A 23411-nucleotide genomic window follows, 5' to 3' on the forward strand; every position below is an offset into this window, starting at 1 on the left:
AAAAATAAAATTATGGAAAAATCAGTGTTTTTGTCTAGATTACAAGAAGAATTAGAATTTGAGTCTGAGTTAGAAATAAATACAAATATTAAGGATTTAGAAGAGTGGGATTCTATGGCTGCAATGGTTCTTATTGGATTTGTTTCAGATGAATTTGGAATGACTTTAAATGCAGATGATATTACAGCCATTACTACAATTGAATCTTTAATAGAAAAAATCGGTCAAGATAAATTTAATTAATTTATTATGTTTCAAAAATTCAACGGTGTAGCAATTGAACATATTTCTTCTTGTGTTCCATCAAGAAGAATCGAAAATTCATTTTTTAAATCTTTATTAAATGAAAAAGAAACGAAAATGTTTGAAAAAACAGTTGGAATCCTTGAAAGAAGATGGGCAGATAAAAATGTGACAGCTTCTGATTTAGGTTATCATGCAGCCATTGAAATTTTGAATAAGAATGATATTGATAAAAAGAGTATAAAAAGTATAATTTTTTTATCCCAAACATCAGATTATAGAATACCATTTACTTCGAACATCTTACAACATAGATTAGGTCTTGAAAATCAAACCTTGTGTTTAGATGTAAACGCAGGTTGTGCTGGTTTTATACAAGGTTTAAGTACGGCATATTCAATTGCAAATACATTACAAAAAGATCAAAAAGTATTATTAATAGTATCTGAAACATTATCTAAAATACTTTCAAGTGCAGACAGAAGTACCACTATGTTATTTGGTGATGGCGCATCCGCAATTTTAATTTGTAAATCAGAAAATGAAACTGAAGAATCGTTTTTTAACTTTTATTCTGATGGAGGAAAGTCAAATGCAATTATGATTCCCGATGGTGGATTTCGAAATGTTGTTACTGAAGATAGTTTTAAAACAATTTTTGATGAGAAAAATAACACAAAAAACAGGTTGCAATTAGCAATGGATGGACCAAGTGTTTTTGATTTTACTTTACGAGAAATATATCCAAGTATTATAGAATTATTTGAATATTATAAACAAGATTTAGATAAAGTTGATAAATTTTTGTTTCATCAATCTAATAAATTTATAATAAAACAAATTGCAGCAAAGTTAGAAGCTGGAGAAGATAGAGTGCCTATAAATATTCAGGATTATGGCAATACTAGTGGTGTTTCAATACCGCTATTGATTTCATCCTTTAATGAGGAGTTTTCTAAAACATCTAAAGTGGTTTGCAGTGGCTATGGTTCGGGATTAAACTGGGGTAATTGTATAATTGATATCTCAAAAACAAAAATCGAAAGAATAAAAGAAATATAAATACAATATGAAAGCACTAATTTCACCAAAAGAATATTGTGATAAAACAGTTTTAGAAAATGAAAATAAGCTATTATTTTCTAATATTTGGAATTTTGTTGGGTTTAAAAATGATTTCTCTCAAGTAAATGATTTTAAGACGCAAGATATAGCAGGGATCCCTGTAGTTGTCCAGAATTGTAAAGGTGAAATCAGATGTTTTAAGAATATATGTTCTCATAGACATTCAATAATTCAAGTTGATACTAAAGGAAATAGACCACTTTTATGTCCTTACCATGGATGGGCCTACAATGAAAAAGGGGTGCCTTTTGGAATACCAAAAAAGCCCTTGTTCAGCTTTAATAAAGAGGAAATGGAATGTTTAAAACTGAGAGAATATAAAGTTGATTTTTGTGGCGATTTAGTGTTTGTAAATAGCAATAATGATTCATTAGAAACTTTAAAAGATTATTTAGGTTCATTTTATTCTGAAATTGAAAAAATGAGTCAAAATTTTGGAGAATTGATTGATATTAATGAGATGGTCATTGATGCTAATTGGAAAATTTTAGTGGAAAACACACTTGAAAGTTATCATGTAAATTTAATTCATGAGGAAACTTTTAAAAGATTAGGTGCTGATGGTTTGGATTTTGTTTTTGAAAATGTTCATTCTGCTTGGAATGCTTCTGTGTTATTGAAAGAAAATGAAGGTAAACAGAAAAAAGTACATCAACCTTATCAAAATAGAATGTATAAAATTGAAGGATATAAGCACTTAATTGTTTTTCCTAATATATTAATTTCTACAACTTATGGCGTTTCATTTAATTTATCTCAAATACTTCCAATAGATGAAAATAAATCTCTTTTTAGAAGTTTTGTTTTTTTAACCAAAAAAGATGATGAATACAAAAATGAGGCGATAGAATCGATGTATAAAAATTCTTTGATAAATTTTAATAGAAAAGTTTTTGAAGAGGATAAAGTAATATGTGAAAAGGTTCAAATAGGCGTAAAAAATTCACATTATCAAGGCGAGTTGAGCGATGAAGAAAAGCGCGTTTGTGAATTTCAAAAAAGCTATAATAAATATTTAAAAAAATAAAAATGAATATTCTATTAACAGGTGCCACTTCTGGAATTGGCTTAGAGACATTAAAAAGTTTACTTGACGATAAAAATAAAGTTTTTGCGGTAGCTAGAGATTTTTCTAAAATATCCAATTTATTGGAATTACATTCAGATAGTCTTGTTCCTATTACATTTGATTTAAAAGAAACTGAAAATATTGAAAAAATATTTAATGAAATTAATTTAGTTGATGAAAAATTAGATGCTTTAATTCACTGTGCTGGGATAGAAGAAACAATTCCTTTAACATTATATTCGCCAGCAAAAATTAAGAATATTTATGAAGTAAATGTTTTTGCTGGAATAGAATTATTGAGGCATTTCACTAAAAAAAAATATAGTAATGATGGCGCTACCGCTGTTTTTGTTTCGTCAGTAATGGGTGTTTTGGGACAACCAGGTAAAATTGGTTATTGTTCTTCAAAGGCGGCTGTTTTGGGAATGGTAAAGGCTAGTGCATTGGAGTTTGCAAAAAGAAAAATTAGAGTAAATGCAGTATTGCCTGGGGTTGTTAATACTCCGATGACTCAAAATTTATTTAGTCAAATTAGCGCTGAAAATGTGGAAGAAATTAAGGCTATGCATCCACTAGGAATTGGAGAAGTTAGTGATGTAGTGCCTACAATTGAATTTTTGATTTCTGCTAGCTCAAGATGGATTACTGGACAAAATTTTATAATTGATGGAGGATATTCAATACAATAATTTAGAATTAATAGTTTTTGGTGCGGGTGGTTTAGCTAGAGAAATCACAAGTTGGAATAATTTATCTGAAAACAAGTTAAATATAATTGGTTACATGGATGATTTTTATAATCTAGATCAACCAAATCCATATGGTTTAAATGTGGTAGGTAAGATAGGGTACGATAAGTTTTCTGAGAATATTAAAGCAATTTGTGCGATTACCAATTGTGTTAAAAAAGAGGATTTATTAAAACATTCTGAAAATCATCAAATTATATTTCTTAATTATATTCATAGTACGTGTTTAATTGGAGAAAGAACATCGCATGGAAAAGGTATTGTTATGTTGCCTTATTCAATTATATCTTGCGATGCTATAATTGGGGATTTAGTTTTTATAAATAATGGTTCGCAAATTGGACATGACGTTGTTATAGGTGATTTTACTAGTATTATGGCGAATGTGGATATAGGAGGAGGGGCTCAAATTGGGAAAAATGTTTTTATTGGTTCAAATGCGGTTATACTTCCAGGTGTAAAAATACCCGATAATACTATAGTTGGAGCAGGTTCTGTAGTATTTAGATCCATAAAACAACCAGGTACCTATTTTGGGAATCCAGCAAAGAAAATTTTTTAAAATGAATAATTCAAAAATATGGCTTTCCTCTCCACATATGGGAGGCACCGAACAAAAATTTATACAAGAAGCCTTTGATGCCAATTGGGTTGCCCCATTGGGTCCTAATGTGAATGGGTTAGAAAATGATTTAGAAGTATATTTAGATAACCAAGCTTACGTAGGTGCATTGAGTTCAGGAACTGCAGCAATACATTTAGGTTTAATCTTGTTAGGCGTGAAAGCGGGTGATGAGGTAATTTGCCAGAGTATGACATTTTCAGCATCGGCAAATCCTATTTTATATTTAGGAGCAACACCAATTTTTATTGATAGTGAGGAACAAACTTGGAACTTGTGTCCTATTGCTTTGGAAAAAGCTATTCAAGACCGTATGAACAATGGCAAGAAACCAAAAGCAGTTATTGCCGTACATTTATACGGAGTGCCGTATCAAATAGAATCAATCAGAGAAGTTGCGGATAAATATTCTATTCCAATTCTTGAAGATAGCGCAGAAGCATTGGGTAGTTCGTACAAAGGACAAAAATGTGGTACTTTTGGGGATATTGGTGTACTATCATTTAATGGTAACAAAATTATCACCACATCTGGAGGAGGTGCTATTGTAACGAAAACAGCTGCTCAAAAAGATAAAGCCGTTTTTTATGCGACACAATCACGAGATAATGCTCCGCATTACCAACATAGTCACATTGGGTACAACTACCGTATGAGTAATATTTGTGCGGGAATTGGTAGAGGGCAAATGGAGGTTTTAGATAAGCATGTTGCCTTACGCAGACAAATGCATGATTTTTATGTAGCAGTTTTTTCATCGATTGAAGGCGTTGAAGTTTTTTCTACTCCAAATGACGATTATTTTGCCAATTACTGGTTAAGCGCCATTACTATAGATGCCACAAAAACCAAAGGCATAACTGCTGAAACACTTCGCTTAGCACTTGAAGCCGAAAATATCGAATCGCGTCCGTTATGGAAACCCATGCATTTGCAACCCATTTTTGAAAAGTATCCGTATTATGGAAAAAAGGTTTCAGAAGAATTATTTGACAATGGTTTGTGTTTGCCATCAGGTTCTAATTTAACTGAAGAAGATAGAAAAAGGATAAAAAAAGTCATTGAATTACTATTTAATTAGGTAAATGAATATATTTTCGGAGTACAATAAATTACTTACTGATTCAAGTTTTACTATTTTATCATTTGATAAACACCGCCCATGGGGTGGTTTTTTTGTTATTGCTGAAGACCAAGCGCAACAATTTGCAGACACTTACTTTGATGGATTGGACTTATCGACAATAAATAAGTGTAGTATATTGAGTCCAAAAATATTAATAGTAGCCCCTGAGAAACGACTGTCTTGGCAGTACCACCAACGTAGAGCTGAAATATGGCGTGTTATTCAAGGACAAGTTGGGTTAAAACGGAGTGCTAATGATATTGAAGGAGAGTTGGAACTATTAAATGTAGGCGATACCATTACTTTACAACAAGGAGAACGTCACCGTTTAATTGGGCTGGACGATTATGCTGTAATTGCTGAGATTTGGCAACATACTGATGCCAATCATCCTTCGGATGAAGACGATATTGTACGAGTGCAGGATGATTTTGGACGATAAGTCAATTTACGAGGTAAGATATACGATTTACGTTAAAGGAAGTGTTCAGTGTTCAGCTGAAAGTGTTCAGTTGATTTAGCTTAACCGAATCGATTTTCTTATATGACTTATATGGTATAGATATATTCGATACTAGATATACGAAGTGCGATTTAAAAATGTAACATTTTAAGATAGTAAGAAATTCCATAACTACATTCGCAATGACAGACAACCGACAACCGAAAACAATGACAATAGAAACCACACCCATACAAGATTTAGTAATTATCAATTCCACTGTATTTGAAGATGCTCGTGGGTATTTTTTTGAGGCCTATAATCAAAATACTTTAGCAGCACAAGGAGTTAACATATCCTTTGTGCAAGACAACCAATCGTTTTCCAAACGCGGTACTTTGAGAGGTTTGCATTATCAAAATCCACCTTTTGCTCAAGCCAAATTGGTACGAGTGCTCCAAGGTGAAATCATTGATGTAGCCGTAGATATTAGAAAGCAATCGCCTACTTACGGTCAGCATTTTGCTATTAAACTATCCGCCGAGAATAAAAAACAATTATTGATTCCGCATGGTTTTGCCCATGGATTTTCGGTTATCAGTGAAACCGCAGTCGTTATGTACAAATGCGATCAGTTTTATAATAAAGCCAGTGAAGGTGGTATTCGTTTTGATGATCCCAGCTTAAAAATCGATTGGGGCATGGATTTAAAGGACGCTATTGTGTCGGATAAGGATTTAGTATTGCCGGGGATAGAGGGGTGTAATAGTGAGTTTTAATATTTACGATATACGAGGTACGAGGTACGATATAGAAAGTGTTCAGTGTTCGGCTAAAAGTGTTCAGTTGATTTAACTTAACCGAAGTGTTTTTCTTATATTTTCTTATATGACTTATATGGTTTAGATTTATTTAACCACAAAGATCGCAAAGAAAGACGCGAAGGTTCACAAAGTAAATATTCTTAATGTCACTTAACTTCTTAATGGTTGAACTAACTTATCTGAACTTGAATAGAGCGAAGCGACTTTTTATATTCCCTTATATGACTTATATGGTTTACAAATATACGATTTACGATATAGGAAGTATTCAGTACTCAGTTGTTATTGTTCAGTTGATTTGATTCCAGAGAAGCGAATTCTTATATTTTCTTATATGACTTATATGTTTTTTAAATGTACGATTTGTTATATACGAAGTAAGATATATTAAGTACGATTTGATAATGTAGCAATTTGAAAATGAAACAATTCATTATTATATTATTTACCATAAACGTAGTTCAATATTCAGTTTAAGAATAATGAATTTTCAATAAGGAATAATGAATTTTGATTTTTTTTAACCACATAGGAACATAGATTTAAAAAAAAGAAGAAGAGATAGTAATAACACTATTATTCACATAGTTTAATAGCTGATACTTATCTGTTCTTAAATAAGTGAAGCAATTTCTTTGATTTTCTTATATGACTTATATGGTTTTTAAATGTACGATTTATGATATTGGATCCCGACGCTTGAGGACAAAGTTAGAAATACAAAATGTAAATTAGGTTTAAATAAATCTTTAAGGAACCAGTTGGCTTCAAATTGTAGTCAACTGAAAATGCCTTCAGCAGGTAGTAAGAATTTCATACTAAATGCTTTTGATAATAAATAATTAAAAATTGTGACCTGTTAAGATAATTTGTAATTTTATAAAAAAATACAATGGATTTACAAACTCGAAAAATAGCTTTTGTTCAAGATTTCCTAAAATTAGAAAGTGAAAAAGTAATAGTTCAATTTGAAAAATTATTGCAAAAACAGACTGATTCTAACGCTACTTTAGAGCCTATGAATGTTGCTGATTTTCAAAAAAGAATCAAACAATCGCTATCGGATTCAAACGAAGGTAAATTAACTTCATCCGAACATTTTCTGGAAGAAATAGCTGAATGGAAATAAAAATCCTTTGGACTGATTTTGCTAAATCAGCAGTTCGTTCTATTTATGATTATTATCTTGAACATGTTAGTCGTAAACTGGCTAGAAAATTAGTTATTGGAATTGTAGCTGAAACAAAACAACTTCAACTTCAACCTACAATGGGTACTTTAGAGCCATTGTTAGAAAAAGACCCTAGAAAGTTTCGTTATATTTTGTACAAATCCTACAAAATTATCTATTGGTTTAACGAAGACCGAAAGGCAATTGAAATAATGGATGTCTTCGATTCTCGTCAAAATCCGATTAAGATTAAAAAAGGAACTGTTAGATAATTTGTTAACATAGGAATATACAAGCGACGATATGCGATCAAGACGTTTCGGGACGATTTGAAAATGTAGCAATTTGAAAATGAAATAATTCATTACTATATTATTTACTATAGAAGTAGTTCAATATTCAGTTTAAGAATAATGAATTTTCAATAAGGAATAATGAATTTTGATTTTTTTTAACCACATAGGAACATAGATTTAAAAAAAAGAAGAAGAGATAGTAATAACACTATTATTCACATAGTTTAATAGCTGATACTTATCTGTTCTTAAATAAGTGAAGCAATTTCTTCGATTTTCTTATATGACTTATATGGTTTAGAAATTTACGATGTACGATGTTAGATCTACGATATTTAAGTATTAAGTTTCAACCACAAAGAGCAAAAAGTCCTTCGCTAAGCTCAGGAGGACAGCACGGAGGTTCGCAAAGAAATTTTTTAATTTAAAAATGAAGCAATGTACCAATTGCAAAACAGTAGATCTTAATTGTTAAATTAGGTATATATTCATTAATACAACAAATAAACTTTCCTATATTTCTTAAAAATGCACTACATAAGTGCAAATATTTATATTTTTTGATTTATCGTAGTGCAAATTTTGTATTTTTGTTCAAATAAAATAAAAAATGGAAGCATTATTTGAATATTCAAATCGACTAATTGCCAATATCAATAGTGGATTTACACGTTATATGTACGATCAAATCAATTGGGATAGCAGACTCATTGGCTTGTTCGGGCCACGTGGAATAGGGAAAACTACATTAGTTTTACAACACATTAAAAATAATCTAAGTCTTAAACATACGTTATACGTTACTGCAGAAGATTTTTATTTTGCGAAAAACCGACTTTTGGATGTTGCTTCCGATTTTGTTAAATTAGGTGGTACACATTTAATTATTGATGAGATTCATAAATACCCTGATTGGTCTACCGAATTGAAACTAATTTACGATTATCATCAAAATTTACAGGTTGTATTTACGGGATCATCAGTATTAGATATTAAAAAAGGAAGTTCGGATTTGAGTAGAAGAGCGGTGCTTTATTCTATGCAAGGGTTGTCATTTCGGGAATATTTACAATTGTTTCATGAGATAGCCATTCCAAAGTTTACATTGGATGAAATTCTAACTCACAAGGTAGCCACTCCTCAATTAGCGCATCCATTACCTTTATTTTTAGATTATCTCAAAAGAGGCTATTATCCTTTTGCATTAGAGCACGACTTTGATATGAAACTATTGCAAGTAGTCAATCAAACACTAGAAAGCGATATTCCTGTGTATGCGTCTATGAATGTTTCGACAGGAAGAAAGTTAAAACAGTTAATGGCAATAGTAGCAGATAGTGTTCCATTTAAGCCAAATATGAGTAAAATATCAGAAATGTTGGCAATAAGTAGAAATAATATTGCCGATTATCTTTTGTATATGGAGGAAGCGGGAATGATAACCCAATTGCGATCTGAAACGAGCGGAATTAGAGGTTTAGGAAAAATAGATAAAGTGTACCTCGACAATACAAATTTAGTCTTTGGCTTAGCCCAAGAAAGTCTTAATAAAGGGAATGTCAGAGAAACATTTTTTATTAATCAACTACGGGTTGGTTATCCTATTGTCTCTTCTAAGATTGCTGATTTTACGATTGACACATTCGAGTTTGAAATTGGAGGTAAAAACAAAAGTAACAAGCAGATCAAAACAGCAGTTAACGGCTTTGTTGTAAAAGATGATATAGAAAGTGGTTTTATTAATACAATTCCTTTATGGCATTTTGGGTTATTGTATTGATTGCTTTGGCATACAATTTAGGAGTTAGGATTGCGATGCTTAGGACTAAGTGTTCAGTGTTCAGTTTTAAGTGTTCAGTTGATTTAGCTTAAGTGATGCGATTTTCTTATATGACTTTTTAATGTACGATTTGGGATATACGATATACGAGGTACGATATAGGAAGTGTTCAGTGTTCAGTTGTAAGTGTTCAGTTGATATGACTTAAGCAAAGTGAATTACGTATTACGATTCACGACCCGAGGCGAAGCAAAAAAGAGCAATGTATGGAGTTAATTCGTTTTAATTCGTGTAATTAGAGCAATTTGTAAAAAAAATGAAAAAAATACTAGTAACAGGTGCCAACGGGCAATTGGGTTCCGAATTGAAGGAATTGTCAGTTTACTATTCGCAATTCGAATGGGTGTTTGCAGATCGTTCGGTTTTGGACTTGAGTGATTTAGGATCGATATCGAATGTATTGGATACGATTCAGCCGCAAATAATTATTAATTGTGCAGCCTATACGGCTGTGGATCAAGCGGAAACGGAAACCGAATTAGCCGATGTTTTGAACCATCAAGCTGTGGCGGTTTTGGCGCAATGGTCACAATCTCACGGCAGTCAATTAGTACATGTTTCCACCGATTATGTGTTTGATGGGACTTCAAGTACGGCATTGACAGAAGATGCCCCAACCGGACCGATCAATGTCTATGGACAAACTAAATTCGCAGGTGAACAAGCCTGTCTTCGTGAAAATCCCAATGCAATTGTCATTCGCACTTCGTGGGTGTATTCTCGTTTTGGGAATAATTTTGTTAAAACCATGTCTCGCTTGATGCAGGAACGCGATAGTTTGAATGTAGTGAACGACCAAATTGGCAGTCCTACTTACGCAGCCGATTTGGCGCAAGCCATTCTAACTATAATTACACATTCGCATTGGCAAGCGGGGATCTACCATTATTCAAATGAAGGGGAAATCAGCTGGTTTGAATTTGCTTTAGCCATTCAAGAAATAGGAGGATTTAATTGCGCTATTTCGGGTATACCAAGTACGGATTATCCTACTCCAGCACAACGACCTCATTATTCCTTATTGGATAAATCCAAAATTGCAACTACCTTTGGGGTGGTGGTGCCAGGGTATCGAGAGAGTTTGGAAACGTGTATGGGATTGTTACGAATTGACACGAATTGACACGAATTGACACGAATTGACACGAATTGACACGAATTGATGCGAATTCATACAAATTAGAAGAATTTAATTTTACTAATTTCTTAATCGTATTTATAAACTTAGTGCCCTAGCGACTTAGTGGCAATAAAACAAATAGAATGAAAAAAATACTTATCACCGGTGGTGCCGGATTTATTGGATCTCATGTAGTGAGACGATTTGTGAATCAGTATCCGAATTATCATATATTTAATTTGGATGCTTTGACCTATGCAGGAAATTTAGAGAACATAGCTGATATTGAAAAGGCGCCTAATTATACTTTTGTAAAAGGAGATATTGTTGATGCTCCGTTTATTGATGCTTTGTTTGCTGAACACCAATTTGAAGGAGTGTTGCACCTAGCAGCGGAGTCGCATGTGGATCGCTCCATTACGGATCCTTTGGCCTTTGTAAAAACCAATGTCATCGGAACCATGAATTTATTGAATGCCGCTAAAACCATTTGGAAAGACAATATGGAAGGCAAACGTTTTTACCACATTAGTACCGATGAAGTCTATGGTAGTTTAGGCGCTGAAGGTTTGTTTACTGAAACCACATCTTATGACCCCAATTCGCCTTATTCGGCTTCCAAAGCGAGTTCGGATCATTTTGTTCGTGCCTATGGTGAAACTTATGGTTTGCCTTATGTGTTAACGAATTGTTCGAACAATTACGGGCCGTTTCACTTTCCTGAGAAATTAATTCCGTTATTTATTAATAATATTATTCATAACAAACCTTTGCCAGTCTATGGTGATGGGAAATATACGCGTGATTGGTTATTCGTAGAAGACCATGCCGTAGCGATTGATTTGGTTTTTCATAAAGGAGTCAATCACGATACCTATAATATTGGAGGCTTTAACGAATGGCAAAATATTGAATTAGTTCAATTGTTGTGCAAAATCATGGACGAAAAATTAGGCCGACCTGAGGGGACTTCTGCTCAATTGATTACCTATGTCAAAGACCGTCCAGGTCATGATTTGCGTTATGCAATTGATGCGACCAAAATCAACCAAGAGTTGGGTTGGAAACCATCGGTTACTTTTGAGGAAGGTTTAGAGCGAACTGTGAACTGGTATTTGGACAATCAGACATGGTTGGATAATGTGACCTCGGGAGCGTATGCGAGTTACTATGAAAAGCAATACGCGAATTAAAAGACGAATTATCACGAATTGATGCAAATTAACACGAATTAAACGAATTAACACGAATTGTAATGGATGCCCCTCCAAAATACTCTATAAAGACGAAAGCTATGCTATTGTTGGCGCTTGTATGAAAGTACATCGGGCATTAGGTGCTGGATTCCTAGAAGCAGTGTATGAAGAAGTTTTAGAAAAAGAGTTTATCATTCAAAATATTCCCTACAAAAGACAAGTACAATTGAAATTGTATTATGAAGGGGTACAACTAAAAAAGCACTATAGAGCTGATTTTGTATGTTATGACAGCATCATTGTGGAATTGAAAGCAGTAGCTCAGATACCTTCGGTATTTTATGCTCAACTGCAAAATTATTTAAAATGCACTAATATGGAGTTGGGAATGTTGATTAATTTTGGCACTCCGTCCTTAACCTATAAAAGAATAGTAAACTCAAAAATTTAGACTAATTCGCACAATTCGATATATTAGCGTAATTCGCGAAAATTCGTAAAATTAGAAACTATGAAAGGAATTATACTCGCCGGAGGATCCGGTACACGACTACACCCATTGACATTAGCAATGAGTAAGCAAATGATGCCTGTCTATGACAAACCGATGATTTATTATCCTTTGTCGACTTTGATGATGGCTGGAATCCATGAAATTTTGATTATTTCAACGCCTCATGATTTGCCTAATTTTCAAAAATTATTGGGTGATGGATCGCAAATTGGTTGCCAATTTAGTTATGCCGAACAAGCTGTTCCTAACGGGTTAGCACAAGCTTTTGTAATTGGTGCTGATTTTATTGGGAATGATTCGGTGGCATTAGTTTTAGGGGATAATATCTTCTTTGGTGCACACATGCAAGAATTATTGCAATCCAATACGAAGCCTGATGGCGGAGTGGTTTTTGCCTATCATGTTTCAGATCCAGAGCGCTATGGAGTAGTAGAGTTTGATGCTGATTTAAAGGCGCTTTCTATAGAAGAAAAACCATTGGAACCGAAATCGAATTATGCCGTACCGGGTTTGTATTTTTATGATAATTCGGTGGTTGAAATAGCTAAGAATATTCAGCCATCAGCCCGAGGAGAATATGAGATTACCGATGTTAACAAGGAATACTTACAACAAGGGAAGTTGAAGGTGGGTATATTAAGTCGTGGAACTGCTTGGTTGGATACCGGAACTTTTGCCAGTTTGATGCAAGCTGGACAGTTTGTACAAGTGTTAGAAGAGCGTCAGGGTTTAAAAGTAGGTTGTATTGAAGAAATTGCTTGGAGACAAGGATTTATTTCTACGGAACAGTTAAAGGCTTTAGCAGAGCCATTGCGTAAATCTGGATATGGTGACTACCTTATGGGTGTGATAAAAAATAAATTGTAAGATTAGGTTGAAATAATTTAGAAATTAGTAGTCTTAGATTCCATTTATTTGTTTAATTTTGAATGAAATGAAAATGTATTTGTTAAAAAACATTTAGAATAAGCTAGTCATTTGATTACCAATATATGTTAAATAAAAAAGACAATTCGGTTTCTATTTTTTCTAAAAAAAATTTGAAATTTAGCATCAGCAGTTTGAATTATTTACCAAGATGGATTATCCTGGCAATAGATTTTACCGTTCTAGTTGCTGCTTGTGTTTTTAATTTTTTGCTTTTTAGGGGTACTGGTTTGAAATTTATTTTCACCCCTTATTGGAGAGAACTAGTCAGTTTCTTTCTCATAATGAATGTCTTTTCTTTTTGGTTGTTTAGAACCTACTCTGGAATTATTCGACATTCCTCTTATATAGATGCTGTGAAATTATTGTTTTCACAGATTTCAATTTTAGTATTCTTTTTAGTATTCAATTTGGTTTACGAATTGAATTTTAATGAAAAAGCCTACTTAAATACGGCTTTATTTGTCAATACGGTTTTTACATTTTGTGGCTTATTTCTGTATCGAGTTACAGTAAAACGCACCTTTGAATTGTACTTTTCAGAAAATTCAAAAAATCAATTGGTTCGCACTATTATTTATGGTACCGATGCCAATGCCATTTCTGTTGCCAATGCCTTAAATTTTGAAACTCCAGCCCGGTTTAAAGTAATTGGATTTGTAGATCATCGCAATCAAAACGCTTCCAAAAGAATGTTGGATTTGCCTATTTTGGCCCAAAAGAAAAAACTGCCTGCTTTAATGCGATCAGTTGGTGCAGAGGGAATTATTATAGCTGATAAGGCATTAACAAAAGAAGAACAAATTGTAATTGTAGATCAATGTTTGGAATACAATTTTAAAGTATTTACTGTTCCATTGATTACCAATTGGGAGAATCAAAAAGAAATCTCTCAGAAAATCAAAAATATCCAGATTGAAGATTTATTGGAGCGTAAACCGATCGTTCTTGACGATAAATCCATTTCCAAACAATTAAAAGACAAAACAATTTTAATCACTGGGGCTGCGGGTTCCATTGGAAGCGAAATAGTACGTCAAGTACTTAGTTTTGAGCCTAAATCTATAATTATGTTAGATCAAGCTGAAACTCCTTTGCATGAATTAACATTAGAAACCCAAGCTTTAGATACAAAATGTACTTTGCACAGTGTCATTGCTGATGTGAGAAGTAAAAAAGCCATGGAAGCTGTTTTTGCAGCTTACCAACCCCAAGTTGTCTACCATGCTGCTGCCTACAAACATGTTCCTTTAATGGAAGAAAATCCAGCTCAGGCTATCATTACCAATGTGAAAGGAACTAAGAATTTAGCTGATTTATCTTGTAAGTATGGCGTAGTGAAATTTGTAATGGTCTCAACTGACAAAGCGGTTAATCCATCCAATGTAATGGGTGCGAGTAAACGTATTGCAGAAAAATATGTGCAGTCTTTACAATGGAAGCATAGTAATGAAACTACTGGTGTTGTCACTCGATTTATTACGACTCGTTTTGGAAATGTATTGGGTTCCAACGGATCAGTAGTGCCTTTATTTACCAAACAAATTGCTGAAGGCGGCCCTTTAACTATTACACATAAAGATATTATTCGTTATTTCATGACGATTCCAGAAGCTTGTCAATTAGTTCTAGAGGCAGGTGCTATGGGTAACGGAGGAGAAATTTATATATTTGATATGGGTAAACCGGTCAAAATATACGATTTGGCAAGAAAAATGATTAAACTCGCTGGTTTTATTCCAGATGTAGATATTAAAATTGACATTGTAGGGCTTCGACCAGGGGAGAAGTTATATGAGGAATTGTTAAATGATAATTCAAAAACAATTGCTACACACCATGAGAAAATCATGATTGCTCAAGAGAAGGAAGAAGAGTTTGAAGAACTGCATCAAGACATAATCGAATTGATTTCTGGTTCAGTGGTGTATGACAATGAGGCTATTGTAGCTCAAATGAAGAAAATTGTTCCTGAGTTTAAGAGTATGAATTCAACTTTTGAAGTGTTGGATAAGTAATACTTTTTTTAATAATAAATGAATCCCTAGAGAATATTTCTTTGGGGATTTTTTTGTATATAGCCACTAAGGCGTAAAGGGTTGTTGTCGGTTGTCAGTTGTCTGTTCTTGGTTAATGGTAGTCGGTTGTTGGTTATCAGTTGTCAGTTGTTTGTCATTGCGAACGCAGTGAAGCAATCTCAAGTAAACATTCTTTGTTTTTTGTTCAACATTCATTGTTCTACTATTGAATATTCAACATTGAATTTTGAACCTAAGTGTCGAGATTGAAGTTTTTACTTCGAATATCATAAATCGCATACCGTAAATTTTAAACACACTCCTAATCCCTCTGTAGACGGGAATGTATACTGCTACTTACACGAATTGTTACATTTTCAAATTATTCAATTATTATATTTTTAGTGAGTCTTTGAGCTGTCATCCTGAGCTTGCCGAAGGACTTTGTGCTCTTTGTGATTAATTTGGAACCATATAAGTCATATAAGATAGTATAAGAAGTTGCTTCGCTCTGTTACAGTTCATTTAAGTAGTTTACCCTGAACACTTTTTTTTAAATTGATCCTTCCCTTAATCGTACTTCGTATATCATAAATCATATAACACACCCCTAGCCCCTATAACTCTAGTTTTTATTGATTTTGTTTGGAATCGTTGAATCTTCGATTTCGAGAGGGGAACGCATTGTAGTTTGAAAATCGTCCCGAAGCGTCGGGATCGTACTTCGTACTTCGTACCTCGAATATTTTTAAACCATATAAGTCATATAAGATAGTATAAGAAGTTGCTTCGCTCTGTTACAGTTCATTTAAGTAGTTTACCCTGAACACTTTTTTTTAAATTGATCCTTCCCTTAATCGTACTTCGCATATCTAATATCGTATATTTCTAAACCATATAAGTCATATAAGATAGTATAAGAAGTTGCTTCGCTCTGTTACAGCGCATTTAAATAGTACATCCTGAATACTTACCGCTGCATTCTGAACCCTTCCTATATCGCAAATCGTAACTCGTATATCCGAAATCAACTAACACACCCCTAGCCCCTATAACTCTCGTTTTTATTGATTTTTTTGGAATCGTTGAATCTGCGATTTCAAGAGGGGAACGCATTGTAGTTTGAAAATCGTCCCGAAGCGTCGGGATCGTACTTCGTACTTCGTACCTCGAATATTTTTAAACCATATAAGTCATATAAGATAGTATAAGAAGTCGCTTCGCTCTGTTACAGCACATTTAAGTACTACAACCTGAACACTTTTTTTTAAATTGATCCTTCCCTTAATCGTACTTCGTATATCATAAATCATATAACACACCCCTAGCCCCTATAACTCTAGTTTTTATTGATTTTGTTTGGAATCGTTGAATCTTCGATTTCGAGAGGGGAACGCATTGTAGTTTGAAAATCGTCCCGAAGCATCGGGATCGTACTTCGTACTTCGTACCTCGAATATTTTAAACCATATAAGTCATATAAGATAGTATAAGAAGTTGCTTCGCTCTGTTACAGTTCATTTAAGTACTACAACCTGAACACTTAGAGCTGAATTCTGAACCTTTCCTATATCGTACCTCGCATATCAAATATCGTAAATTGCTAAACCATATAAGTCATATAAGATAGTATAAGAAGTCGCTTCGCTCTGTTACAGTTCATTTAAGTACTACAACCTGAACACTTACAGCTGAATCCTGAACACTCTCTTAAATCAAACATTATAAATTGCTACATTTCTAAATCGTCCCTCGTAAATCGTATATTGTTAGTTTGTAAAAAGAATATATCTTAATTTTGCGGTTTTAATTTCGACACCCCACATTTATGTTTTTTAATTCGTTGTCTTTTGCGGTTTTTTTACCCATCGTATTTGTGCTGTATTGGTTTGTTTTTAACAAAAGCAAAGCCAGTCAGAATGCAGTGCTGATTGTAGCGAGTTATTACTTCTATTCCTGTTGGGATTGGCGTTTTTTGTTCTTGTTGGTATTTTCAACCTTCTTAGATTATTATACGGGGCTCCGAATCGAAAAGGGGAAAACGGATTTGGGACGAAAGTTTTGGTTTTGGTTGAGTATTGGGGTTAATCTTGGTTTTCTAGGCGTATTTAAATACTTTAATTTCTTTGCTAGTTCGCTATCCGAAGCTTTGAATGGGATTGGGTTGTCAACTAGTCCGTTGTTACTGAATGTTGTATTGCCTGTTGGGATTTCGTTTTACACCTTTCATGGTTTGTCCTATGTAATTGATATTTATTTGAAACGCATCAAGGCCGAAACGAATTTTGTGGATTATTCACTATTTGTAAGTTATTTTCCGTTGTTAGTAGCTGGACCTATTGAACGAGCGACCCATTTATTACCTCAAGTAAAAGTCAAACGTCATTTTGATTTTGAAAAAGCCAAAGAAGGCGTTTATCAATTTTTATGGGGATTAGTCAAAAAAGTGGTCATTGCCGATACTTGTGCTACCTACGCCAATGCTATTTTCGATAATTATTCGGCGATGAATTCACTGTCGCTGATATTGGGAGCGGTCTATTTTGCTTTTCAGATTTATGGTGATTTTTCGGGCTATTCGGATATGGCTTTAGGAATGTCAAAGTTGTTCGGGATTGACTTATTGCGCAATTTTAATTATCCGTATTTCTCCAGAGATATCGCCGAGTTTTGGCGCAGATGGCACATTTCGCTTTCGTCTTGGTTTCGAGATTACTTGTATATTCCGTTAGGAGGGAGTAGTGGAGGCATGGGAATGAAAATTCGCAATACCTTTATTATTTTCTTGGTGAGTGGTTTTTGGCATGGTGCCAATTGGACCTTCATCGCCTGGGGATTGATTAATGCCATTTATTTCTTACCCTTATTGCTACTGAATAGAAACCGTTCTAATATGGAAACGGTGGTCTTGCAACGCAATTGGGATTCCGTTCGCGTTTTTGGAAGTATACTTACTACTTTTTTAATGAGTTGTTTGGCTTGGATTTTCTTTAGAGCGAGTTCTATTAGCCAAGCGTTGCAGTATATCCAACAGATTTTTACTGACCAACATTTCACCTCCCAATTTCTTAAAAATCAGCGATACAATTATGAGTTGCTCTTTTTGATTGCTGCTTTTGTTGTGGTAGAGTGGAATTATAGAACTCAAGTAGAACCGATTTCAGGAAAGTATAGTGGTATTAAATTAGTCTTGTGTTTGGCCGCAATTTTGGCTTTGGGTACTTTTTCTGATTATAAAGAATTTATATATTTTCAATTTTAATGCAAAAATTCATCCGTTTAATCGCCTTTATACTAATCGCTGTCTTGTTTTTGGCAGTAATACTAGATTGGGGATATACTACCATTTTTCAGCAATCGTCAACTAGAGGAAAAATCGAATATGTCTATCATGCTGGTCCGCAACAGTACGATGTGGTTTTTTTAGGTTCCTCCCGAGCCAATAATCATTTTGTGGCGCCACTCTTTGAAGAAAAAGGAATTAAGGCCTTTAATTATGGCATGAGTGCTTCGCATTTGTTTGAAGCCTCCTTGTTGTTGAAGCTGATGGTAGAACGAAAATTTGTAATTAAAAAATTGATTCTGGAAACCGATATGAATTTGGCTAACGAAACCCGTGACGCTGGAATATCCGCTCAATTTCTACCTTATTTGCACGATTCTGAAATTATAAAAGATCATTTTTCGGTAGAACAAGATTTCTGGAAGTTGTATTTTATTCCGTTTTACCGTTATTTGGCTTTTGATGCTAAAATTGGTTTTCGCGAAATGAACCGTAGTTGGCGTCAAGTGCCAACGAATTATTTAGATAATTTGGGATATCATCCTTTGGGCGGTAAGAAAAAGGGGAATATGAAAAATGATATTCGTAAGATGCAACCTTTGGATAATCGCTATTACAAAGAGATAAAAGCGATTTGTAAAGCCAATAATATCGAATTAATTGCCTTAATGACTCCTATGTGCTCCAACGTAAAGGGGATGGATTATTTTGATAGAGTGAAATCCAAATATCCTGAAATTCATAATTATGAGAATGCAGTTGAAGGAGACCAGTATTTTTCTTCTTGCGGGCATTTGAACGATGAAGGCGCTCGAAAGTTTACCGAGATTATTTTGCAAGACTTCTTTGGGAAATAAAATCAGTTATCTGTTTTCGGTTGTCAGTTTTCCATTCTTTGTTCAGCGTTCCATGTTCTAATGTTCACTATTCGACAAAGATTTTTATCATGAAGTTCTAAATAAACTTCGTAAATCGTACTTCGTATATCCTAAATCAATTAACACACCCCTAGCCCCTCTGTAGAGGGGAACGCCTTGTAGTTTGAATATCGTAAATCGTAAATTGTATATCGTAACTCGTATATTTTTAAACCATATAAGTCATATAAGGAATTATAAGAAAGTCGCTTGCTCTGTTACAGTTCATTTAAGTAGTACAACCTGAACACTTTGAGCTGAATCCTGAACATTCCATATATCGCAAATCGTAACTTATATATCGTAAATCAAATAACACACCCCTAGCCCCTATAACTCTCTTTTTTATTGATTTTGTTTGGAATCGTTGAATCTTCGATTTGAAGAGGGGAATGTACTGCTAATTAGGCGAATTGTTACATTTATAAATTATTCAATTGCTATATTTTTAGCGAATCTTTGAGCTGTCATCCTGAGCATGCCGAAGGACTTTGTGCTCTTTGTGTTTAATTTGGAACCATATAAGTTATATAAGAAAAAATAAGAAAGTTGCTTCGCTCTTTTACAGTTCATTTAATTAGTACAACCTGAACACTTAGAGCTGAATCCTGAACACTCTCTTAAATCAAATATTTTGAATTGTTACATTTTCAAATTGTTAGATTATTAAATCGTATATCTAATGTCGTAAATCGTACATTTTAAAACCATATAAGTCATATAAGATAGTATAAGAAGTTGCTTCGCTCTGTTACAGTTCATTTAAGTATTACAACCTGAACACTTACAGCTGAATCCTGAACACTCTCTTAAATCAAACATTATAAATTGCTACATTCCTAAATCGTACATCGTATATCGTATATCGTAAATTATATTTCTTTTTTCCAAAAACCTCTTACTAATACAACACAACTAGTAATAATCAATGGTGCTACAATCCAAAGATGTGCTTTGTTAAGTAGTAGTAGGGTGTAGGTTACTAGCGCAAACAAGTTGAGCCAAAGTGTATATCGTATTCCGTTTACATTTTTAGCTTTTGCAAATGCTAGTAGAATGAGTAAAATAGGATTGAATAACAAGATGTTGTAGTTGTTACCTAGTTCTAAATGGGTAGAGTAGAGGCCTAAAATGATAAATACAATTCCTAGGATTCCCATAGTAGCCAAATAAATAGTGTCAATTGTTTTTTTGTTTATGAGAAGTACAAATGCTAATACGATTAGGTAAGTATACGGATTGTTCCACCAAGAGGAATTCGTTTTTGGTTCAAATTCCAAAAGGGTTTTGTTTTCTTTTACGATAGGAAGTTGGTTAATTTGAATCTGATTCAAACTTTCTTTTAATTCAAATGGCAGAAAAATAGCAGTTCCAGCTTGATCTGTTTTGGTACCGAAAAGAATACTAGTTCCTAGTTGCTCATAAAAATGATTATTGAAATAAGGGAATAAAATGCTTCTATAAGTTGTAGTTGTATCTCCTTTTTTTACAATTATATTTTTAGTAAGCGCTTTGTTAATTACGTCTACTGTCATTGACGTACAGTTTTGGTCGATGAATTTATAGGTGTATTCGCGATTTTCTAGTAATAATGATTCATTTAACAAGTCAAATAATCGTTGTTTTTCAGTGGCCGAAAGGCGGAGTACTTGTTCGTATACGGAACGTTTTTCGTAGCTATAATTAGTAATAAAATCAGTATATGAATTGGCTACTGCAAAATATTGGAGATTGCCTTTGGCGAATTTTAAGGCAAAATTTGGGGTACCAAAATCAAAGGCACCATAATTATATACCACATCTATCCCATCTGCTTTGTCCTTTACTCGAATGGCGGTATGACCAAATAAGGCATACACTTCAGTACTGGTTCCGCAGGTCAATACACTTATTTCGGCTTCTTTCGAAAGGGAAATTGTTTGTGAAAAACTCAACGGAATACTCATCCAAAAGAGTGTGAATAGAATTATTTTTTGCAGATTAAGAAATTTCATAGTTGGGTATATTGCTATTGTTTTCAAAATTAAACTTTTTTACAAAGAGTTACTATTTATAGCCTACAAATAATAATAAAGGAGTAGTTCAGGAGAAAAAACAGGGGTCAAAGGTTTTAGCATTCACTAATTGTATTAAATTTGCCTCCCAAGACAGTTATATAAATAGTATGATGACGATAAAAAAACAGGTGCCAAATACGATTACCTTACTCAATCTTTTCTGTGGTTGTATTGCCATGGTATTTGCGCTGAACAAAGAGTTCGAAATGGCTTTTTATTTTGTAAGCTTAGGTATTTTCTTGGACTTTTTTGATGGTTTTTTTGCGCGCTTGTTTCAAGTATCTAGTCCCTTAGGATTGCAATTGGATTCATTAGCCGATATGGTTACCAGTGGTGTTGTTCCAGGAATTGTTATGTATCAGTTGATGGGAAGCTCGAGTGGGTATCCTAAATTAGGTTGGATCGTTGAGCCGTTTCCATTTGTAGGCTTTTTAATTACTTTAGGGTCTTGTTATCGTTTGGCCAATTTCAATATTGATACCCGTCAAACCGATTCGTTTATTGGCTTACCAACCCCTGCGAATGCCCTTTTTATTTTGAGTTTACCTTTGGTGTTACGTAATTTGGATTCTTTTTTTGTATTGGAATTGCTAACGAATCCTTTCGTTTTGATCGGAATCACCTTGCTTAGCGTGTATATGCTGAATGCTGAAATTCCGTTATTCTCATTGAAAATCAAGCAAATGAGTTTGAAGAAAAATGCATTTCAAATTGGATTTTTGCTAAGTTCGGTAGTTTTAATCGCTAGTTTTCAATATGCCGGAATTCCTTTGGTAATAGTATTGTATGTTCTACTATCGGTAATTACCAATGTACTAGTATCAAAATAACAAATCTTTTAGTTGGAATGTCCTTTTTTTGTTGCTAACAGCACAATGAGTAGGAAGAAAAGAAGCATAAATACCAAAACCAAAACCGACTTTGGATTGGCAAAATTAATTGTTAATCCCATTCATTCTTGACGTTTAGGAGGTAATAAACGTTGGTCTTCTTTGTTGTAATACAAGCAACACCATTTCCAATTATTCGGATCTTTGTGCCATTTTTCTAAAGTTTCTTTGTCCGGTTGCTCCATTTGTTCTGGATGACGAATTAGAATTCCAATTTTTTCTTTCTCAATTCAAAGTTCTGTCCCAAATACACTCGGCGTACCATTTCGTCTTCTACTAATTCTTCCGGAATTCCTGCTTTAAGAATACCTCCTTCAAACATTAAGTAAGTTTTGTCAGTAATAGCTAAGGTTTCTTGAACATTATGATCGGTAATTAAGATACCGATGTTTTTATTTTTCAATTGCGCAACAATTCGCTGAATATCTTCTACCGCTACTGGATCTACACCTGCAAAAGGTTCGTCTAGTAAGATGAACTTCGGGTCGGTAGCTAAACAACGTGCAATTTCGGTACGACGTCTTTCTCCTCCTGAAAGTAAATCACCTCGATTGGTACGAATGTGTTCCAAACTGAATTCGGCAATTAAACTTTCCATCTTAGCTTCTTGTTCAGCTTTTGACAGGTTGGTTAATTGCAATACGCTTAAAATGTTATCTTCAATACTTAGTTTTCTAAAAACAGAGGCTTCTTGTGCTAAATACCCAATTCCAGCTTGGGCTCTTTTGTACATCGGATAATCAGTTATTTCCAAATTGTCTAAATGAATACTGCCTGAATTGGGTTTCACTAAACCTACAATCATGTAAAATGAAGTCGTTTTCCCAGCACCATTAGGACCTAAGAGACCTACGATTTCTCCTTGGTTTACTTCCACCGAAATCCCTTTTACGACGCTACGGCCTTTATAGGTTTTCACCAAATTATCTGCTCTTAATATCATTTTAAATGTGTAAATTAATCAATTAGTAAAATGTAGCAA

The 23411-nt window shown here is 33.8% G+C and carries 23 protein-coding genes; 19 read left to right on the plus strand and 4 right to left on the minus strand.

Annotated features, from left to right (window positions below):
* The first annotated feature begins 12 nt into the window (after positions 1-12).
* The 16 genes from LPC20_RS05465 (at position 13) to LPC20_RS05540 (ending at position 15282) form a co-directional block, all read left to right on the plus strand.
* On the plus strand, positions 13-243 hold the full coding sequence (locus tag LPC20_RS05465; RefSeq protein WP_229323273.1) for an acyl carrier protein: 231 nt from the start codon (positions 13-15) through the stop codon (positions 241-243).
* 6 nt (positions 244-249) lie between these two features.
* Positions 250-1305 (plus strand): 3-oxoacyl-ACP synthase III family protein, encoded by a 1056-nt coding sequence (locus tag LPC20_RS05470; protein WP_229323275.1) that lies wholly within the window; start codon positions 250-252, stop codon positions 1303-1305.
* Between the two features lie 7 nt (positions 1306-1312).
* On the plus strand, positions 1313-2395 hold the full coding sequence (locus tag LPC20_RS05475; RefSeq protein ID WP_229323277.1) for an aromatic ring-hydroxylating oxygenase subunit alpha: 1083 nt from the start codon (positions 1313-1315) through the stop codon (positions 2393-2395).
* A gap of 2 nt (positions 2396-2397) precedes the next feature.
* On the plus strand, positions 2398-3126 hold the full coding sequence (locus LPC20_RS05480) for an SDR family NAD(P)-dependent oxidoreductase (RefSeq protein WP_229323279.1): 729 nt from the start codon (positions 2398-2400) through the stop codon (positions 3124-3126).
* Positions 3104-3748, plus strand: coding sequence for a NeuD/PglB/VioB family sugar acetyltransferase (locus tag LPC20_RS05485; RefSeq protein ID WP_229323281.1), 645 nt, complete (start codon positions 3104-3106; stop codon positions 3746-3748). Before LPC20_RS05480 ends, LPC20_RS05485 begins: the two co-directional genes overlap by 23 nt.
* A 1-nt stretch (position 3749) precedes the next feature.
* Complete coding sequence (locus LPC20_RS05490) at positions 3750-4889, plus strand: DegT/DnrJ/EryC1/StrS family aminotransferase (protein WP_229323283.1); 1140 nt, start codon at positions 3750-3752, stop codon at positions 4887-4889.
* Positions 4890-4893: 4 nt separating this feature from the next.
* The gene (locus tag LPC20_RS05495; RefSeq protein WP_229323285.1) at positions 4894-5376 is read left to right on the plus strand and encodes a cupin domain-containing protein; all 483 of its coding nucleotides are present in this window, start codon (positions 4894-4896) and stop codon (positions 5374-5376) included.
* 230 nt (positions 5377-5606) lie between these two features.
* Complete coding sequence (rfbC, locus tag LPC20_RS05500) at positions 5607-6155, plus strand: dTDP-4-dehydrorhamnose 3,5-epimerase (RefSeq protein ID WP_229323287.1); 549 nt, start codon at positions 5607-5609, stop codon at positions 6153-6155.
* Positions 6156-7092: 937 nt separating this feature from the next.
* The gene (locus tag LPC20_RS05505; protein ID WP_229323289.1) at positions 7093-7329 is read left to right on the plus strand and encodes a hypothetical protein; all 237 of its coding nucleotides are present in this window, start codon (positions 7093-7095) and stop codon (positions 7327-7329) included.
* Positions 7320-7643, plus strand: coding sequence for a type II toxin-antitoxin system RelE/ParE family toxin (locus LPC20_RS05510; RefSeq protein ID WP_229323291.1), 324 nt, complete (start codon positions 7320-7322; stop codon positions 7641-7643). The genes LPC20_RS05505 and LPC20_RS05510 overlap by 10 nt, the downstream gene beginning before the upstream one ends.
* A gap of 634 nt (positions 7644-8277) precedes the next feature.
* Positions 8278-9447, plus strand: a complete 1170-nt coding sequence (locus LPC20_RS05515) for an ATP-binding protein (RefSeq protein ID WP_229323293.1) — start codon at positions 8278-8280, stop codon at positions 9445-9447.
* Between the two features lie 316 nt (positions 9448-9763).
* Positions 9764-10630 carry a dTDP-4-dehydrorhamnose reductase gene (gene rfbD / locus LPC20_RS05520; RefSeq protein WP_229323294.1) on the plus strand — a complete coding sequence of 289 codons (867 nt, stop codon included), beginning with the start codon at positions 9764-9766 and terminating at the stop codon, positions 10628-10630.
* A gap of 140 nt (positions 10631-10770) precedes the next feature.
* Positions 10771-11820, plus strand: coding sequence for a dTDP-glucose 4,6-dehydratase (gene rfbB / locus LPC20_RS05525; RefSeq protein ID WP_229323296.1), 1050 nt, complete (start codon positions 10771-10773; stop codon positions 11818-11820).
* 79 nt (positions 11821-11899) lie between these two features.
* Positions 11900-12274 carry a GxxExxY protein gene (locus LPC20_RS05530; RefSeq protein ID WP_255658819.1) on the plus strand — a complete coding sequence of 125 codons (375 nt, stop codon included), beginning with the start codon at positions 11900-11902 and terminating at the stop codon, positions 12272-12274.
* Between the two features lie 60 nt (positions 12275-12334).
* Positions 12335-13204, plus strand: coding sequence for a glucose-1-phosphate thymidylyltransferase RfbA (gene rfbA / locus LPC20_RS05535; RefSeq protein ID WP_229323300.1), 870 nt, complete (start codon positions 12335-12337; stop codon positions 13202-13204).
* 125 nt (positions 13205-13329) lie between these two features.
* Positions 13330-15282, plus strand: coding sequence for a polysaccharide biosynthesis protein (locus LPC20_RS05540; RefSeq protein WP_229323302.1), 1953 nt, complete (start codon positions 13330-13332; stop codon positions 15280-15282).
* Between the two features lie 66 nt (positions 15283-15348).
* Here LPC20_RS05540 and LPC20_RS05545 read toward each other — a convergent pair whose 3' ends face one another.
* A complete protein-coding gene (locus LPC20_RS05545; protein ID WP_229323303.1) occupies positions 15349-15498 on the minus strand; it encodes a hypothetical protein in 150 nt (49 codons plus the stop codon).
* 1612 nt (positions 15499-17110) lie between these two features.
* On the opposite strand from LPC20_RS05545, the gene LPC20_RS05550 reads away from it, so the two are divergent.
* Positions 17111-18544 carry an MBOAT family O-acyltransferase gene (locus LPC20_RS05550; protein WP_229323306.1) on the plus strand — a complete coding sequence of 478 codons (1434 nt, stop codon included), beginning with the start codon at positions 17111-17113 and terminating at the stop codon, positions 18542-18544.
* On the plus strand, positions 18544-19422 hold the full coding sequence (locus LPC20_RS05555; protein WP_229323308.1) for a hypothetical protein: 879 nt from the start codon (positions 18544-18546) through the stop codon (positions 19420-19422). Before LPC20_RS05550 ends, LPC20_RS05555 begins: the two co-directional genes overlap by 1 nt.
* Before the next feature lie 932 nt (positions 19423-20354).
* Here the strand turns inward: LPC20_RS05555 and LPC20_RS05560 are convergent.
* The gene (locus LPC20_RS05560; protein WP_229323310.1) at positions 20355-21476 is read right to left on the minus strand and encodes a lipoprotein N-acyltransferase Lnb domain-containing protein; all 1122 of its coding nucleotides are present in this window, start codon (positions 21474-21476) and stop codon (positions 20355-20357) included.
* A 173-nt stretch (positions 21477-21649) separates the two neighbouring features.
* On the opposite strand from LPC20_RS05560, the gene LPC20_RS05565 reads away from it, so the two are divergent.
* On the plus strand, positions 21650-22369 hold the full coding sequence (locus tag LPC20_RS05565; protein WP_229327132.1) for a CDP-alcohol phosphatidyltransferase family protein: 720 nt from the start codon (positions 21650-21652) through the stop codon (positions 22367-22369).
* Between the two features lie 122 nt (positions 22370-22491).
* Here LPC20_RS05565 and LPC20_RS10730 read toward each other — a convergent pair whose 3' ends face one another.
* Positions 22492-22614: a hypothetical protein gene (locus LPC20_RS10730; RefSeq protein WP_255658700.1), complete on the minus strand. Its 123-nt coding sequence runs from the start codon at positions 22612-22614 to the stop codon at positions 22492-22494.
* A gap of 17 nt (positions 22615-22631) precedes the next feature.
* A complete protein-coding gene (gene lptB / locus LPC20_RS05570; protein WP_229323312.1) occupies positions 22632-23372 on the minus strand; it encodes an LPS export ABC transporter ATP-binding protein in 741 nt (246 codons plus the stop codon).
* Positions 23373-23411 lie beyond the last annotated feature (39 nt).

Origin of the sequence: Flavobacterium ammonificans (assembly GCF_020886115.1) — a bacterium.
Classification (GTDB): domain Bacteria; phylum Bacteroidota; class Bacteroidia; order Flavobacteriales; family Flavobacteriaceae; genus Flavobacterium; species Flavobacterium ammonificans.

Excerpts from the sequence above, each read along its gene's own strand:
- LPC20_RS05465 (WP_229323273.1), top strand. The coding sequence starts at position 13 with ATGGAAAAATCAGTGTTTTTGTCTAGATTACAAGAAGAATTAGAATTT.
- LPC20_RS05470 (WP_229323275.1), top strand. The coding sequence starts at position 250 with ATGTTTCAAAAATTCAACGGTGTAGCAATTGAACATATTTCTTCTTGT.
- LPC20_RS05475 (WP_229323277.1), top strand. The coding sequence starts at position 1,313 with ATGAAAGCACTAATTTCACCAAAAGAATATTGTGATAAAACAGTTTTA.
- LPC20_RS05480 (WP_229323279.1), top strand. The coding sequence starts at position 2,398 with ATGAATATTCTATTAACAGGTGCCACTTCTGGAATTGGCTTAGAGACA.
- LPC20_RS05485 (WP_229323281.1), top strand. The coding sequence starts at position 3,104 with ATGGAGGATATTCAATACAATAATTTAGAATTAATAGTTTTTGGTGCG.
- LPC20_RS05490 (WP_229323283.1), top strand. The coding sequence starts at position 3,750 with ATGAATAATTCAAAAATATGGCTTTCCTCTCCACATATGGGAGGCACC.
- LPC20_RS05495 (WP_229323285.1), top strand. The coding sequence starts at position 4,894 with ATGAATATATTTTCGGAGTACAATAAATTACTTACTGATTCAAGTTTT.
- rfbC (WP_229323287.1), top strand. The coding sequence starts at position 5,607 with ATGACAATAGAAACCACACCCATACAAGATTTAGTAATTATCAATTCC.
- LPC20_RS05505 (WP_229323289.1), top strand. The coding sequence starts at position 7,093 with ATGGATTTACAAACTCGAAAAATAGCTTTTGTTCAAGATTTCCTAAAA.
- LPC20_RS05510 (WP_229323291.1), top strand. The coding sequence starts at position 7,320 with ATGGAAATAAAAATCCTTTGGACTGATTTTGCTAAATCAGCAGTTCGT.
- LPC20_RS05515 (WP_229323293.1), top strand. The coding sequence starts at position 8,278 with ATGGAAGCATTATTTGAATATTCAAATCGACTAATTGCCAATATCAAT.
- rfbD (WP_229323294.1), top strand. The coding sequence starts at position 9,764 with ATGAAAAAAATACTAGTAACAGGTGCCAACGGGCAATTGGGTTCCGAA.
- rfbB (WP_229323296.1), top strand. The coding sequence starts at position 10,771 with ATGAAAAAAATACTTATCACCGGTGGTGCCGGATTTATTGGATCTCAT.
- rfbA (WP_229323300.1), top strand. The coding sequence starts at position 12,335 with ATGAAAGGAATTATACTCGCCGGAGGATCCGGTACACGACTACACCCA.
- LPC20_RS05540 (WP_229323302.1), top strand. The coding sequence starts at position 13,330 with ATGTTAAATAAAAAAGACAATTCGGTTTCTATTTTTTCTAAAAAAAAT.
- LPC20_RS05545 (WP_229323303.1), bottom strand. The coding sequence starts at position 15,498 with ATGAATGTTGAACAAAAAACAAAGAATGTTTACTTGAGATTGCTTCAC.
- LPC20_RS05550 (WP_229323306.1), top strand. The coding sequence starts at position 17,111 with ATGTTTTTTAATTCGTTGTCTTTTGCGGTTTTTTTACCCATCGTATTT.
- LPC20_RS05555 (WP_229323308.1), top strand. The coding sequence starts at position 18,544 with ATGCAAAAATTCATCCGTTTAATCGCCTTTATACTAATCGCTGTCTTG.
- LPC20_RS05560 (WP_229323310.1), bottom strand. The coding sequence starts at position 21,476 with ATGAAATTTCTTAATCTGCAAAAAATAATTCTATTCACACTCTTTTGG.
- LPC20_RS05565 (WP_229327132.1), top strand. The coding sequence starts at position 21,650 with ATGACGATAAAAAAACAGGTGCCAAATACGATTACCTTACTCAATCTT.
- LPC20_RS10730 (WP_255658700.1), bottom strand. The coding sequence starts at position 22,614 with ATGGAGCAACCGGACAAAGAAACTTTAGAAAAATGGCACAAAGATCCG.
- lptB (WP_229323312.1), bottom strand. The coding sequence starts at position 23,372 with ATGATATTAAGAGCAGATAATTTGGTGAAAACCTATAAAGGCCGTAGC.